Below are 15,923 nucleotides of genomic sequence, written 5' to 3' on the forward strand. Positions count from 1 at the left end.
AAAACTACCGCGCAAAGATACAGATTCAGGTCGATTTTGACCCGACCACCAACTAGTGAAAATCGCGTCTTTATTTCAGAAATACCTCGTCGTTATCCGTCATAAACATGCGCGTGCTTTCCGTGTAAGTGCCTCCGTTAGGGTCTTTGTATTTCAGGTCTACGTAAAAAGCCCGGTAACCGGATTCTGGGTAAGACTGCGTTAAGTCAAGCTTATCTTTTTTCTGAATATCCAGCGTTTTGCTCGTCCAGGTTTCGTCCTGAAAAATCATATCCTTCGAATCGGCCGACCAGACCGTGGCTCCAACCAGCGCGTCCGGCGTGGTTTTTAGGCTTAGTTTGACGCCGGTTTTGGTACCAGATGCATTCCATTCACAAACGGGATACGGCTTTTTAGCCAGTGTAAGGCCCCAAAAAGCACTTAGCGCTTCGAACGCCTGACGACCATCGCCCAGATCGTGACCAACGTTGGGAACATAGTGAATCAGATTCTGGCCGGGAATATCGTCGTAGTAATGCTTAATGGCATCAACCGTCCAGTACGGGTCATTTGTGCCCATGAAAATCATCTTCGGCATCGTAAGATTTTTCCGGTACGAATACGGATCAACCATGTCGGTGATGGCGGAGCCTTCCTTGGTGCGGGCCGTCTGCGGAATACCTAGTTTAACATAATCATCAATTTCCGGGCTGTACTTATTCCAGATTTTCATCTGATAATCCAGATTAACCGGCATGTTCAAAATATCGATAACCATTGGCGCAATGGCCACCACGCGCTTGTCATTAGCGCCTGTCAGCCAGGTAGTCCAGCCACGTTTCGAAGCACCGGAAACCACAAAACGGTTGACTGATTTTTTCAGCGCCTGCCGGGAAAATTCCTGCGTGGCATCCATCGCCCGAACGGCACTTTTCACCATTGGGAACAGCAGCGGCCAGCTATAATCGCCGTCTTTTTTGAAATTATGGAGCGTAAAAGAAATCAGCGCATCTTCCGTCAAACCATTGTAGAGCGGCTGGTTGGGTGCCTGGCGCAGAATGGCGACAATGGCCTTGTTTTTGGTCGCCAGAAACCCCGTTGAGCGCACCAGTCCGTCATTCATTCCGCGCCAGTTCGGCTGACTTTCCTTGTTGGAACCGCCCGTAATGAACAGCAACGCGCCATCGTGCTGCACCTCTTTCGGCACCAGAATTGTGAGTTGGTGCCGCCATGTATGTTCCCGCCATTTCTGCGACGTTAGCAACAGATTATAGCCTTTGACTTCGCCGAGATCAAAGGAATCCCGGCGTTCCCAGCGGGCCGATTGGTCGCCGTTGTTCAGGTAACTTTGCAGGGCCGTTGCAGGCGTAATAGGGGCGGGGCCTTCATTCTCAAAGCTGAAACAAAGCAGGGTAAGCAAGACGGGCAGTAAAAAAAGCCAACGTTGGCGCATAGGATTTAGGCGATAGGCAGAATGCAGAATAACAAAAGAACGTCTATCTTCGATACAAGGAATTAAAATAAACAGAAATGGGCAAATTTCACGATTCAATCAAGCCAGCGCACCAGGAATTTATTCGTAAACAGCACGTTTTTTTTGTTAGTTCAGCGCCCCTGGACCCGGAAGGCCATGTTAATCTATCCCCGAAAGGGCTGGACTGTTTCCGGGTATTGTCGGAGAGCAAGGTCGCTTACATGGATTTGATCAGCAGCGGCAACGAAACGTCGGCGCACACGCTTGAGAATGGCCGGATTACGTTTATGTTCTGCTCGTTTGAGGGCGCGCCGAATATTCTCCGTTTGTATGGAAAAGGACACACGGTTTTGCCCAACACAGCAGAGTGGGAGCTATACGCCCCGAATTTCACCATCTATCCGAGTACCCGCCAGCTAATCGTGGCCGACATTAGTCTGGTACAGACGTCCTGCGGCTTTGGGGTGCCTCTGTTTGAGTACGTGGGCGAACGCGACATTCACTTTAATTGGGCCGAGAAGCAGGGCGAAAAAGGGTTGCAGAATTACGTTAGAGAGAAAAACATGGTTAGTCTGGATGGCCTGCCGACTGATTTAGGTCTGCGGCAGGAAAGTCTGAACTAAGGGCAAACGCTATACGGCTCTTTCTTCAGGTCGATGTTTTAGGCAAACGTGGTGCATACCCGCGTCAAAAGTATAGCTGACTGTCAGCTGGTAGCTGTCGCAAATCTGTTTTACAATCGCCAGACCCAAACCAACCGAATCCGTATGCGTGGCTTCTTTTTTGAAACGTTCAAAAAGGCGGTCGGGTGCCGTTTGCAGGGCGGGTCCGGTGTTACTGATTTCCAAAGAATGGAGGGTTGAATAAACTTCAATGCGTCCGTCCGGTTGGTTGTGTTTGATGGCGTTGTTGACCAGATTTGTGATCAGAATATCCGCCAGAACGGGGGACAAATGGCTGGAAAAGGCTGCCGAACAGTTGAGCTGGGTACGAAGCTGTTTGTGCTGCAATACATCATCCATCGCCGTCAGTTTTTCCGCTAGCAACGCATAGAGGTCGATTTGTTCCACATTGGCAAATTGCCGGTTTTCAATTTTGGCCAATAACAGAAGACCCTGATTAAGCCGGGAGATCCGGCGCGACGCCTGGTAAATTTCGTCAATGCGTTGGGATTGTTTTTCGGTAAGGGTTTCGGCCTGAATCAGTTGTTCTACCCGTGCATTGATCAAAGCAAGTGGCGTTTGCATCTCGTGGGAAGCGTTTTCTGTAAACTCTTTCAGACTCCGGTAGTCCTGCTGAATTTTCTCGGCCATTTTGCGCAGCACGTCATTAAGCTCATTGAACTCATCAATGGGCTCTTTTTCCAGATCGATGGATTCGCCCCGGCTGAGGTCGAAGCGTTTCACTTTGGCCAGGGTTTCATAAAACGGTTGCCAGAGCCTGCCGGACAATTTACCCTGAAACCAGAACATGCCTACGAGCAAAAGACCCAGAAAAGTAACCATCGCAATCGTGATTACTTCTATTAACCGATAAGACTGAATCAGTGACTTTCGAATGGCCACCCGGTGGTCAATTCCTTTGATTTTCGTGTAAAAGGTAAGCTGGCGAAAGGGTGTAAATTCTTTGTCGTAATGATCCTGAATCAAGGTATCGGTAAATTCCTCTGTGATCGGCACACGGTAGCTGACGGGCGCAACCTCAATTTTATTCTCCACAAAATAATCGTTGCTCGACCACGAATTGTGCGTCTGGATATGCGCCAGAAAATCGCGCTTTTCAACCCGCAGCCGACTTTCGACTTCATCGTAAATGACCATTTTGACAATCCAGTAAAAGGCCAGGGCCGTCAAAACGTAGATGACCAGCGAAAACGAGAGGTAAATCTGATTGGTTCTGGTGAGGAGTTTCAAGCTTGACCGAATTTATAACCAATACCGTAAATAGACCGAACATAATCCGGAGCGCCTTTCTCGACGATTTTCCGGCGTAAATTCTTGATGTGCGAGTATACCATGTCAAGGGAATCCGCTGAGTCGATGTGGTCGCCCCAGAGGTGTTCGGCAATGGACGCTTTCGTCAGGGCCACGTCAATATTCGACAGAAAATACAACAACAAATCGTATTCTTTTCGGGAAAGAACCGTTTCCTGATCGCTGATGAAAACGCGGCGGGAATTGGGCAACACCTTGATTTCATGATACTTAATTTCGTTATGGCCGCCAAAATTACGCCGCCGAATCAGCGACTTAACCCGCGCGTTTAGCTCCGAAAGGTGAAACGGTTTGGTCAGGTAATCGTCGGAGCCAATTTCCAGCCCTTTAATCTTATCGTCAAGCGAATTACGCGCCGAAATAATAATAATTCCGGTCGTAGCCGACATGCGTTTAAGCGTCGGAATCAAGTCGAAACCCTCGCCGTCGGGCAGCGTAAGATCAACGATGAGACAATCATACGTGTACAGAAAAATTTTTTCGTCTGCTTCCTGATACGTGGTTGCCATTTCGCAGACAAAGCCCTCCCGCGTCAGGTATTCGGCGATGCTTTCCGCCAGCCCCCGTTCATCTTCAACAACCAGCATTTTCATAAACAAATCCCTTTTTCGTGGCGCAACCAGACGCCTTCATAAAACCACAACCAGCCGTGAAGGTAAAACGCAAATCTGGAAACATTTAGGAGAGCGTTTTTGCGTAAAAAGAAAGCTAATCTTCTGAATTAGCCCCAATTTCCAAAATGTTTCCAGATTTGGGTCCGTGTTTTGTGGGATAATTTAACTGCATTACCTATGATGTCAGGTTTGTTATCCTCAATCGGCAAACGGTCCGAACGGCCATTTATTCCGACTCGTTTGCTTTCGAACAGGATTTGGTATGGAAAAAAAATAGGCTGCTTAGGTGGGCTACTCTGCGGATTTTTAGCTTTCCCGGCCAGCGCGCAGCAACTATCGCTAGCGCAAGTTCTAGAGCAAAGTACGCAGAACTATCCGTTCCTAAAAGCAAAACAAGCTGAGATAACCAGCGCTCGTCACCGGTTACAGGCGGGAAAAACCGAATACCTGCCAACGATCATCGTACAGGATCAGTATACCTTCTCGACCAACAACAGTCTGTCGGGCTCCTTCTTCCCGAACGAAGGCACATCCATTTCAACCTCGGGAGGTATTCGGCCTGATAATATTTACCAGGGTGTTTTTGGGAGCTTTACATCGGCGGTTTTCGACTGGAAAGCGATCAATTTTGGTCGCGTAAAAGCCAATGTGCAGGTGGCACAAGCCGATGTGCGGCGGACCGAAGCTGATTACGAAAATGAGCTATTCCAACACCAGGTACGCACGGTAGACGCCTATCTGACTTTACTCATCAATCAGAAATTGGTGGCCGTTCAGCGCAGTAATCTTGAGCGAGCCCAGACCTTCAAGCGTGTTGTGGACGCGGGCGTTAGCTCAGGCATGCGCCCCGGGGTAGACAGTGCGCTGGCTACGGCAGAAGCTGCCCGCGCTCGTCTGCTGCTGCTCGAAAGCCAGCAGCGCGAACAGGTGCAACGGCTGCGTTTGTCGGAGTTGACGGGGCGCGTGATCGACAGCATTCGGGTGGATAGCATGCGTTTCTACGCCACGTTACCCCACATTTCACCGACTGTTGATTGGGTTTCTCCCAAAAATCCGGTTCTCCGATTCTATCAAACCCAAATCGACCTGGCGGCGGCCCGGAGTGTGGCGGCGCAGCGGGCGGGTTTACCGTCGATTTCGCTGGTCGGGGCGGGCTGGGCGCGGGGTTCCGGGGTGGCCAATTCCGGCGATGTATACCGAACCGATCTGGCCAGTGGCGTTTCGTACCAGGTGTATAACTACCTGTTCGGCGTGGCTGCCCGCTGGAATTTGACCCACTATATCCGAACCCGCAGCGATTCCAAGGGGGAAGCATTTCAACTGGAACGTTTTCGGCAATTGGCCAACGAGCAGAATCTGCGCCTGACCCGCCAGAGCCGGGAGGCAGATACGGGCTTCCAAGTGGCTGTCGAGCAGGCGCGTCTGGCTCCGGTGCAGCTGGAAGCGGCCCGGCGGGCATATAACCAGGGAAATGCCCGTTACCAGAATGGCCTGACGGACTTGCCAACGTTGCTGCAAACACTCGTCACGCTCAATCGGGCGGAAGTAGACTGGTACGTGTCCAATGGCAACGCCTGGCGTTCGCTACTGCTGAAAGCCGCCGCCGAGGGGGATTTGTCTCTTTTCCTGAATCAAGTGAAGTAATCAAAATATTAACCGCCTATGTATAATATCATTCGTTCGGCGCTCCGAAAGCCCATTTCGGTCATTGTAGCCGTGGTCGGGTTGCTCTTTTTCTCGATTTTATCCCTGCGAACGATTCCGGTGGATATTTTCCCGAATCTGGATTTGCCGACCATTTATGTGGTGCAGCCCTATGGAGGGATGGCCCCCGATCAGATGGATGGATTTATCGCCACGCGCTACCAGGATCACTTTCTGTATGTGTCCGGGATTCGGGATGTGGAGGTAAAAACCATTCAGGGACTGTCGCTCATTAAGCTGCAATTTTATCCGGGAACGGACATGGCGCAGGCGGCTGCCGAGGTGGCCAACAACGTTTCGCGGGCCAAAGCCTACATGCCCGAAGGAACTGTGCCGCCGCAGGTCGTGCGTTTTGACGCCAGCTCGGTTCCGGTGGGTCAACTGGTGTTCGAAAGTGAATCGCGGTCGTTGAATGAAATTCAGGATTATGCGTCTTCGCGGGTGCGGCCCATGTTCTCTCGCATTGAGGGTGTTTCCAGTCCGCCGCCATTCGGGGGGAACCAGCGCACAGTGGTCATTAAAGTCGATCCGCAGCTGGTACGCAGCTACCGCCTGACGCCCGAAGAAGTAATCAAAGCGATTGTTAGCAATAACCAGCCATCACCCGCCGGAAACATTCGAATTGGGGACCGGGCGTTGATGACGCCGGTGAACTCGCTGGTGGGTCAGCCCGAAGACTTTCTGAATATTCCGATTCGGGTAGGAAGCGGACCAACCGTGTTTGTGCGCGACATTGGCACGGTGGAAGACGGCGCCGATATTACGGTAAGTTACGCGCTGGTCAACGGGCGGCGGGCGGTTTATATCCCGGTTGTTAAAAAATCCGATGCTTCCACGCTGGATGTGGTCAACAACATCCGTAAAGCCATGCCGGAACTGCAAAACGCGGTGCCCGAAGACGTCAAGATTTCCTACGAATTTGACCAGTCGGTTTATGTGACTAACGCCTTGAAAAGTCTGGTGACGGAAGGTGTTCTGGGCGCTGTTTTGACGGGGCTGATGGTGCTGCTGTTCCTGCGCGACTGGCGTAGCGTAATCATTGTGGTACTGACCATTCCGATTTCGATCCTGAGCGCCATTATGCTCATGAATCTGTTCGGGCAAACCATCAACATCATGAGTTTGTCGGGGTTGGCGCTGGCCGTGGGGATTCTGGTCGATCAGGCCACGGTGACGATTGAAAATATTCACCAGCATCTGGAAATGGGCAAACCCAAAGCCGATGCAATCTGGGATGCCTGTAAGGAAATTATCTTCCCGGAATTTCTGATTTTGCTGGCGATTCTGGCCGTATTTGCGCCCGCTTTCGTCATGCAGGGCGTGCCGCGATCCATGTTTTTACCGCTTTCGCTGGCCGTTGGTTTCGCCATGATTGCGTCCTTCATTCTGTCACAAACGCTAGTTCCGGTTTTGTCGAACTGGTTATTGAAAAGCCATCCGCATCACGAACCAGCCACGCTGGCTCTGGACGACCGGGAGCGGGCCACGCTTATCGAAGAACAGACGCATCCGGCTGCGGAGGCCAAAGGCTTTGAGAAATTCAAGCAACGGTACTCGGCCATGTTGGAGAAAATTATGGGCCGTCGGTCGTGGGTAGTTGGGGCTTATCTGCTGGGAAGCGTAGCAGTTATTGCCTTGTGTTTCAGTCTAATTGGTACGGATATTTTGCCCCATGCCAACAGCCACCAGTTTCAGATGCGGCTGCGGGTGCCCGACGGAACGCGTGTAGAACGTACCGAAACCGCCACGCTGAAAGTGCTGGATATTATCAAATCGGAGGTAGGGGAGGAAAGTGTTGAAATTTCGTCGGCCTACGTTGGAACGGTGCCATCCAGCTACGGAACGTCGAACATTTTTGTCTTCAACAGCGGTCCCCACGAGGCGGTTTTGCAGGTTTCGCTGCGCGAAGATCATCCCGTAAAAATGGACGCATTGAAAGAAAAGATGCGGGAACAAATTGCCGCTAAACTGCCCAATGCGCGGGTTTCGTTTGAACCGATTGAACTGGTTGATAAAATCATGAGCCAGGGTTCCGCCACGCCGATTGAGGTAACAGTGGCTGCGAAAGATCTCAAGGAAGCGGGGCGGTTTGCCCGGCAGATCGAAAGCCGGATGCGGCAGATTCCGACGCTTCGGGATGTGCAGATTGCCCAGCCGTTGGCGTATCCGGTGCTGAAAGTGACGCTGGACCGCGAGCGGGCCGGTCAGTTGGGTATTACGTCTACGCAGGTAGCGCGGTCGATGGTGGCGGCCACTTCATCGAGCCGCTTTACCGACAAAAACCTTTGGCTGGATGACAGCAAAGGGCTGGCGTATCAGGTGCAGGTGCAGATACCGGAATATAAAATGGCCAATCCGGATGACATTGCCAATATTCCGCTACGTTCGGGAGCCATGCATCCCGTCCTGTCCGATGTGGCCAAATTCTCGGAAGAAACGACGCCGGGGCAGTACGACCGCGCCGGACCAAACCGCCTCGTCACCATCACGGCTAACCTGAACAAAACCGATCTGGGAGCCGCCCAGAAGGCCGTACAGACGGCCATTCGCGAGGCGGGCGATCCACCGCGCGGCGTCATTGTCGAAATGCGCGGACAAACCAAATTGCTGGCTGATACGCTCAATTCGTTGCAGACGGGTTTGCTAGTAGCCATTGTGATTATTTTCTTGTTGCTGAGCGCTAACTATCAGTCGTTTAAGCTGTCGTTGGTTATTCTGTCGGCCGTTCCGGCGGTGGTGGCGGGCTCGCTGCTGATGCTGCTGGCCTGCGGAGCAACGCTCAATCTACAATCGTACATGGGGCTGATTATGTCCGTGGGGGTATCGGTCGCCAACGCCATTCTGATGGTCACAAACGCGGAGAATCTGCGGCTTTCGGTTAGTGATGCCCGCAAGGCGGTGCTGATGGCGGCTAATAGCCGGATTCGCCCTATTCTGATGACCAGTATTGCTATGATTGCCGGGATGCTGCCGATGGCGTCGGGCATGGGCGAGGGTGGCGACCAGATTGCGCCGCTGGGACAGGCCGTAATTGGCGGATTGATCGCTTCGACCGGTGCCGCCCTGCTGATTCTGCCGTGTGTGTTTACGCAACTTCAGAAAAAAGCCTCTGTTCAATCGGTCTCGCTTGATCCGCAAGATCCTGAAAGTAAATTCTTTAACAAATCTCAATTATCACCATCCTTATGAAACTGTTCCGTGGAATCCTCGGGTTTGTTCCGGTTGTTGCCGGAATGGTATCGTGTACATCAGCCGTCAGTGAGACGAAAGAAGCCAGTAAAAAAGTGACGGTTCCGGCGGTTGAGGTGGCCGCTGTCCAGCAGCTACAACCCCGCCGGCAAGCGGTTTTGCCGGGGGAATTGAAGCCGTGGAACCGCGTCAGCATCCACGCCAAAATCAAAGGTTTTGTGCGGGGCGTTCAGGTAGATCGGGGTACTTGGGTGCGCAAAGGGCAGGTGCTGGCCCAACTGGATGCGCCCGAAATTCTGTCTGAGTTGAGTCAGGCGAAGGCGCAGGTACTGGCGCAGGAAGCCGCCCTGGTCGAGCAAACGTCGCGCTACCGGGCCAGCCGGTTGACGTACCAGCGTCTGCTGCAAACCAGCAAAACCGAAGGGGCCGTATCGGCTAACGAGATTGATCAGTCCCAGGCCCGGATGCAGGCTGACAGTGCGATGGTTTCGGTGGCGCAGGGAAATGTGCAGGCGGGCCGGTCGAACTTGCAGGCCAAATCGGAGTTGGCGCACTACCTGACCATCACCGCCCCGTTCGACGGAATGATCATCGAGCGGAACATTAGCCCCGGTGCGCTGGTGGGTGCGGGCGATGCCGGAAAGCCGTTGTTTGTGTTGGAAGATAGCCGCACGCTGCGTTTGACGGTTGCCATTCCCGAAACGTTTACGAACCAACTAGTTGAAAAAAGCGGCGTTTCGTTTGCCGTGAGCGCCATTCCAGAAAAACAATTTTCGGCTCGACTAGCTCGAGATGCCCGGAGTCTGGTGGAGGAAAACCGGGCCATGATCGCTGAATTTGATGTCAATAACGCCAGTCACGAACTGAAAGCGGGGATGTACGCCGAGGTACGATTACCGCTCGAGCGACCCGTTCGGACCCTATTTGTGCCGACTAGTTCGGTGGTGAGTTCGAGCGAGAAAGTGTTTGTGATTCGGGTGAAAGACAACAAAGCGATCTGGGTGCCCGTGGAAAAAGGCGTGGTGGTTGATAGTCTAGTCGAAGTGTTTGGCAGCCTCCAGGTGGGTGAGTCCATCGTGCGGGTTGCCTCCGAAGAGCTGCGCGACGGGCAAGCGATTAAGGTGCAGTAAGTCATCAAACAACTTCCCCCGCTTGGTCTTACTGGCCAAACGGGGGAAGTTGTTTGTTATAGAAAGTTTGAACATCCTCTTTTGGGACGCGCTTCCAGTGACGGAGGCTGCCCACTTTCATTTTACCGTTAAATCTTTGGTTGCCTTTTTTACTCGAGCTAATCCAGTTCGACTTGAGTTACATTCTTTTCTAACTATCCGTAAGTGCGCTTTGGCTTTGTGGTAATCCTTGAAGCTTTGTCCCAAAGCTTCGTCCTTGAAGATAATGTGATTATGTTGGTTTGAATCGTATTCCAGTGCTTCTAAATCAAAATTATTCACTTCTTTAAAACGGTCAACGATGATCGAAAAGGTGTTGGGTTGCCGGTGATCAACAACCAATTCAGTCCATTTTGAGAGAATGCTCGTTTCTTGACACTTCACCTGACCCTTGACAGAATAGGCATCGAAATAAGCTTGCTTCACAGCGTGAATATCAGTATGAATTGAATTGCGGCAAGCAGCATAAAACAGTCTTTCAGAATCGTACCTTTTTTTGTTAAGCGCCATTAAGTACGAAATGTAATAACTTGTCTCATCAGAGTAGAAGACCTCAAAACATTTGGTATTAAACTGAACTCTCGCTACTTGAATATCATTTATGTAAAAATCGTCTTTTCCCTCTTCGCTACTGTCTTCTTTTGTTGTTTCTAGCTCGTCAGTCTCGTGCTCTGCCTCCTCATATTCTGCTACAGAATTCAAATACTCGTAATCGAGAAGAGCCACGACTGCGTCAAAATCAGAGTCGTTTAACGATTCGCCAAAATTGTAGGAATTCAAAATCGCCTTGTAGAAAGCAAGTGCATCTTTCTTGAACTTGAATTCATTTTTCCCAATTTTAAGTGGTCTTGCCATTTTTATTGTTCACTTTATTGGCAGTCATTTTTTTTAGAATACGATCCTTCTATCCAGTAAATAAAACATCTTCATATAGCACTTCCAAGCTTTTGTTCGCCCAATTGGATAAGCGGTTTATACGTGTGCAATAACCCCACAAACAAATTTCCCCGCCTGGTCGGACAAAGCGGGGAATTTTTATGCGTTTAAGACGGGGAGAGAGCTTAACGCCCTGATTTCAGAATATTCAGCAGTTGTTCGGGCTCGTCGGTGGTGATGAAGTCCACGTTGCGTTCCAGCATCCAATCCATCATTTCCCGCTGATTTATGGTCCAGGTATTGACCGTCAGGTTTTTCTGCTGCGCTTCTTTAATCCAGTTCTCATTCTTTTTCAGCACACTCTGGTGATAATCCAGTCCATAGAGGCCATCCTCCGCAAGTTGTTCGGGCGATTTTTCGCCGTTTAAGTAAGCCACTTTTGCCGACGGATCCAGCGCTTTCACTCTTTTGCAAACGTCATAATCGAAGCTGATGTAATCGACGAGCGCCTGGCCTTTCAGGGCTTTAACCATCTGCACCGCTTTGGTGGTTAGGGCCAGCGAACGCTCCTTGCTGACTTTTGACGCCTTGATTTCCAGAACCAACCGCGTTTTTGACTGTTTCAATCCTTCTTTCAGAAAAGCTTCCAGCGTCGGCAGCGACTCGCCATTGCTGAGTTTCACCGCTGCCAGTTGCGCCGCCGTTGCCTTTTCAATGTCAACGCCCTGAATTACGTGGTCGTGGCTGAGCACCAGCACCGAATCCGCCGAAAGATGAACGTCAAACTCACTACCGAAGCAGCCTAATTTGATGGCTTCCTGAAGCGAGGCAATGGAATTTTGAGGCGCGCCCGTGTTTTTCCAGGCTCCCCGGTGCGCAATAACTTTAGTTTTCGGTCCCTGCGTTTGGGCCATTACCGGAAAAAGGGAAGCCATGAGTAAAATGGCTGTAAGTAAGCCAGTACGTTTCATGTGACAAGAGATTTAAAAAGAGGGCCGCAAGGTACAACGTTTCCTTTGTGGATAAGAGGTTATACGCTTCGCCTAGGGTTAGCGATAAATCAGGCTTTTGATTATCAAAAGGTTATTGGTCTAATCTTCACGATTTCTTAATAAAATCAGCTTACTCGATTCCGAAAGGAAAGAGGGCCGACGGTACGTGCGACTGGTTCATGAGTTGGCCCAGTTCTTTGGCTTTGTCGGGGTGCTTGGCTGCCAGGTTATTCTTTTCGGCGGGATCTTTACTGAGATCATATAATTCAACCGCCCCCTTGGGATTGGTGGCAACGTCGAGGCGCACCGCCTTCCAGGAACCTTGCCGCACGGCCTGCCGACCACCCTGTTCGTGAAACTCCCAGTAAAGGTAATTGTGTTGCTGCTGCGCACCTTTGCCAGTCAAGGACGGAACAAACGAAATGCCATCAATGCGCGAGGGCGACCGAGTACCCGCCAGTTCGGCAAAGGTGGGCAGCAAGTCCCAGAAAGCGCCGACAAAATCACTCTTGGTGCCGGGCTTGATCACACCCGGCCACCGGGCCACAAACGGTTCCCGGATTCCGCCCTCGTACAGATCACGTTTGAAGCCCCGGAAGCCACCACCGCTGTTGAAAAACGTCGGATCGGCGCCGCCTTCCTGGTGAGGGCCATTATCACTGGTAAAAACAATCAGGGTATTCTGGTCTAGTCCTTTTTCTTTCAGCTTGGCCATGACCTGACCAATGTATAAATCAAGCCGCGCAACCATCGCGGCAAAAGCTGCGTGCGGATATTCCTGCGACGCATAACCGCCCGGTCTGGCGTCAGATCCGTAGTCGGCACCCTTATAAGGCTTCTCAGCAAATTTACCTTTGTAGTATTGAAACAGGCTATCGTCTGGAACCAGCAATTCCGCGTGGGGGAGAATATAGGGCAGAAACAAAAAGAAAGGCTGGCCATTGGCCTGAGCATCTACAAATTCCAACGCTTTTTTCTGGATCAGGTCGGGGGCGTATTGCTTGTTCTGACGTAGATTTTCATTCTCGCTCAGAACAATCTTCTGATTATTATCCCAGAGGTGATTGGGGTAATAGCGGTGAGCAAGTGTCTGACAATTATACCCATAAAATCGGTTAAAACCCTGTTTGTTCGGGTCGCCTTCTGAACCAACCGGGCCAAGCCCCCATTTACCGAAAGCCGCCGTTTTATAGCCTGCTTTCTGGAGCACTTCGGCCACCGTGGTCACAGAATCAGCAATTGGGTACTGGCCTTCCGGCTCCACGCCTTTGTTCCCCCGAATAAAGGTATGTCCCGTATGCTGACCCGTCATAAGCGACGAGCGGGAGGGCGCGCAAACCGAAGTCCCGGCGTAAAACTGCGTGAACTGTTTTCCTTCCGCCGCCAGCCGGTCAAGGTTAGGCGTTTTGATAAGCTTCTGGCCGTTGAAGCCTACATCACCAAATCCCAGATCATCCGCCAGGATAAAAATAATATTGGGTCGCGGGGCTTTTGTGTTTTGGGCGTGCCCCTGAAGGTGAAAGAAAACGAAAAGAAGGCTAACAAGGGTAATCCGCATAAATCAAAAAGTTAAAAGCAGCGGCCCTAAGTTATTTATAAATATTCGGATTCTTTGTCTACCGATGCGAGACATTAGCCAGAGAATCAACTCAGAAATAGATCGGGTAAAGAAGGGAATGCTTTAAAATCTTGAAGTAAGAAAGAGCGATAGTTACCAAAAAATAGAGCCAGCAAGTTGGCTGGCTTTCCCTGGCAGCGTGGTTCAAAACAGGTCTATCAGGTACTTGTTTTTACCAAAAAATAACCTGCGGTTCCCAGACAGTGGACAAAAGTGATTTCAGCTAGGCCGTGCGCTAGTTGTAGCTGCTCATCAACTGAGAAAGTTGCGTTTTGAGCAGGAAGCGAGTTAAGGTTGGATCGGATTCCTGCAAAGAACGGAAAGGATTTTCAGGATGCCAGGTAATGCGTCGGGTCTTAGGATTGTAAACGCCAACTGGTTCCATGTCTTCGTGAGTAGCTAAGTCAGAAAGGATTTCCAGGCCTTCGCGATCGGAACGACACTCTAAGGATTTGTAATGACCCCAAAATAGGTAGATTACTATTAACCTCATATAACGTTGTTTGATTGACGAAAATCGTTTTAGTGGGATAGTTTTGAGTGCGCAAAGGTAAGTATCTGAAAATTAAATGCAAAAGAACTTGATAATCTTTGAGTAAACAGACAAAGATTGTATTTAGATAAGCGTAACCGCTAAAAGATTAACTGAAAAATCGCTCCATTGACAGAATGAATCGTAATAAATAATTAGAAGGGGGAGGGGAAAATCAAGCCACTTAGGCGGTTGGCCAAGGGTAGCTTTTTGATCGGAAAAGAGACCAGTTCTTTACCAATCTTCGCCAAGTAGAAGCTTGGATTTACCCACTATGCGCAAATAAGTAACAAACTGCAATTCGGCTTTCATTACAATAAAACGCACTTTCACTGCACTATATGTGTCGTTCACATCTATTCTCTGCCGAATCCGCAAAAGATTTTGTTGTTTTAGAACTCACTTAGCTAGGCAAGACAAAGATCAGTCGGCCTCCGAGCTGGTTCTTTACATTGCCCCATGAAACGGAGCTGGCCCTAGCCGGCTCCTCATTTTAATAAAGAGAATTAATAAAAAAGGCCGCATTACATGGCTTCCAGAATATCTGACCACCGCGTTGTGTAGCAGCGCGACAGCCAACGTTGCTTCATCTGCCAGCGCTCTTCGTAGCCTTGCGCCGCCAAGCGTACTTTATCACGACCAAACCGGTGGTTGAGCTGGTCCATGGCCTGGCTCAGCTTGGCGTGGCGGGGATCCGGGCCTTCCGTAAAGATACTTGGTTGTTGATAATGAAGAGGGACCAAACCCGTTAGATAGATCCCTACTTTCTGGTACGCGTAGCCGAATCGGAAAATGGCTTCGAGGGCAGCCGAAGCATATTTTGCCAACTCACTAAGGCTTCCGCTCGGGTGGGGGAGCTGAACGAAACGGCTATTGGAATAGTACTTCGCGTTGGTGCGGTATCGGTTTGTATGCAGGAACACGGTGAGCGAACTGGCCGCCGAGTTCTGCGCCCGCAGTTTCCGGGAGGCCTGCGCCAGGTGATTCATCAGCCCCATTTGAATGGTCGGCAGGTCGTGGATAAGCTGGCCAAAGGAAGGCGCTACGCAAATAACTCTCTTGGCCGTTGGTTCGACTTCCAGGGGGTGGCACGGCAGGCCGCGCAGCTCATGAACGAGCCGTAACCCGTTCACGGTCATGTGCTTTTCGATCCATAAATCGTGGACTTGACTCAGATCCCAGGCGGTATGAATATGGTTCTTTTTTAGGAGCGTGGCGTATCGACGGCCAATGCCCCACAGGTTATCTACTTCAAAATTTTTTAACGCACTGTTGATTTGGTCGGGGTCTTGAAAGGTCAAAACACCGCCGCTTTCGGGGGCTTTCTTGGCGTACCAGTTGGCTACCTTAGCCAGGGTTTTCGTGGGCGCAATGCCAATAGACAGGGGGATGCGGGTCCATTGGGAAACGGTAGCTTTTAGCTGGCGACCGATATCGTCTGGATTACCCGGGCAGGAGGTAAGGTCCAGAAAAGCCTCGTCGATGCTGCTGACCTCAACGTCTTCGACAAAATGCGCCAGCGTACTCATTACCCGGGCCGACATATCGCCGTACAAAACATAGTTTGAGCTGAAAACCTGAATGTCGTGCGCCTTGATAAACTCTTCGGCCTGGAAATAGGGTTGCCCCATTTTGATACCCAGTGCTTTGGCTTCGTTGCTGCGGGCAATCACGCACAGATCGTTATTGCTCATGATAACAACCGGTTTTTTTTCCAGCGTAGGATTAAAAGCGCGTTCGCAGCTTACGTAAAAGTTGTTGGCGTCGGCGATGGCGATCATG

General features: G+C 50.7%; 12 protein-coding genes. 4 read left to right on the top strand and 8 right to left on the bottom strand.

Going from position 1 to position 15,923, the window contains the following annotated elements; genetic code table 11:
* Positions 1-70: 70 nt before the first annotated feature.
* Positions 71-1,432 carry a PhoPQ-activated pathogenicity-related family protein gene (locus L0Y31_RS13345; RefSeq protein ID WP_234733569.1) on the bottom strand — a complete coding sequence of 454 codons (1,362 nt, stop codon included), beginning with the start codon at positions 1,430-1,432 and terminating at the stop codon, positions 71-73.
* 77 nt (positions 1,433-1,509) lie between these two features.
* Here L0Y31_RS13345 and L0Y31_RS13350 point away from each other — a divergent pair, with 77 nt between their 5' ends.
* On the top strand, positions 1,510-2,076 hold the full coding sequence (locus L0Y31_RS13350) for a pyridoxamine 5'-phosphate oxidase family protein (protein ID WP_234733570.1): 567 nt from the start codon (positions 1,510-1,512) through the stop codon (positions 2,074-2,076).
* A 9-nt stretch (positions 2,077-2,085) separates the two neighbouring features.
* Here L0Y31_RS13350 and L0Y31_RS13355 read toward each other — a convergent pair whose 3' ends face one another.
* Positions 2,086-3,366 (bottom strand): sensor histidine kinase, encoded by a 1,281-nt coding sequence (locus tag L0Y31_RS13355; protein WP_234733571.1) that lies wholly within the window; start codon positions 3,364-3,366, stop codon positions 2,086-2,088.
* Positions 3,363-4,040, bottom strand: a complete 678-nt coding sequence (locus L0Y31_RS13360; RefSeq protein WP_234733572.1) for a response regulator transcription factor — start codon at positions 4,038-4,040, stop codon at positions 3,363-3,365. Before L0Y31_RS13360 ends, L0Y31_RS13355 begins: the two co-directional genes overlap by 4 nt.
* A 198-nt stretch (positions 4,041-4,238) precedes the next feature.
* Here L0Y31_RS13360 and L0Y31_RS13365 point away from each other — a divergent pair, with 198 nt between their 5' ends.
* The 3 genes from L0Y31_RS13365 to L0Y31_RS13375 are packed head-to-tail and all read left to right on the top strand — an operon-like array spanning position 4,239 to position 10,084.
* Positions 4,239-5,705, top strand: a complete 1,467-nt coding sequence (locus L0Y31_RS13365) for a TolC family protein (protein ID WP_234733573.1) — start codon at positions 4,239-4,241, stop codon at positions 5,703-5,705.
* An 18-nt stretch (positions 5,706-5,723) separates the two neighbouring features.
* On the top strand, positions 5,724-8,954 hold the full coding sequence (locus L0Y31_RS13370; protein ID WP_234733574.1) for an efflux RND transporter permease subunit: 3,231 nt from the start codon (positions 5,724-5,726) through the stop codon (positions 8,952-8,954).
* Entirely contained in the window at positions 8,951-10,084 is a 1,134-nt protein-coding gene (locus L0Y31_RS13375) for an efflux RND transporter periplasmic adaptor subunit (RefSeq protein WP_234733575.1), read from the top strand. The genes L0Y31_RS13370 and L0Y31_RS13375 overlap by 4 nt, the downstream gene beginning before the upstream one ends.
* Positions 10,085-10,201: 117 nt before the next feature.
* Here the strand turns inward: L0Y31_RS13375 and L0Y31_RS13380 are convergent, their stop codons facing one another.
* The 5 genes from L0Y31_RS13380 to L0Y31_RS13400 form a co-directional block, all read right to left on the bottom strand.
* Positions 10,202-10,978, bottom strand: a complete 777-nt coding sequence (locus L0Y31_RS13380) for a DUF3223 domain-containing protein (protein WP_234733576.1) — start codon at positions 10,976-10,978, stop codon at positions 10,202-10,204.
* A gap of 206 nt (positions 10,979-11,184) precedes the next feature.
* Entirely contained in the window at positions 11,185-11,970 is a 786-nt protein-coding gene (locus L0Y31_RS13385; protein WP_234733577.1) for a glycerophosphodiester phosphodiesterase, read from the bottom strand.
* 151 nt (positions 11,971-12,121) lie between these two features.
* Positions 12,122-13,549, bottom strand: coding sequence for an arylsulfatase (locus L0Y31_RS13390; RefSeq protein WP_234733578.1), 1,428 nt, complete (start codon positions 13,547-13,549; stop codon positions 12,122-12,124).
* Positions 13,550-13,844: 295 nt separating this feature from the next.
* Positions 13,845-14,102 (bottom strand): hypothetical protein, encoded by a 258-nt coding sequence (locus tag L0Y31_RS13395; protein ID WP_234733579.1) that lies wholly within the window; start codon positions 14,100-14,102, stop codon positions 13,845-13,847.
* A gap of 563 nt (positions 14,103-14,665) precedes the next feature.
* A complete protein-coding gene (locus L0Y31_RS13400; RefSeq protein ID WP_234733580.1) occupies positions 14,666-15,922 on the bottom strand; it encodes a Y-family DNA polymerase in 1,257 nt (418 codons plus the stop codon).
* Between the last annotated feature and the right edge of the window lies 1 nt (position 15,923).

The sequence above is a fragment of the Tellurirhabdus bombi genome (genome assembly GCF_021484805.1).
In the GTDB taxonomy this organism is placed as follows: Bacteria; Bacteroidota; Bacteroidia; order Cytophagales; family Spirosomataceae; genus Tellurirhabdus; species Tellurirhabdus bombi.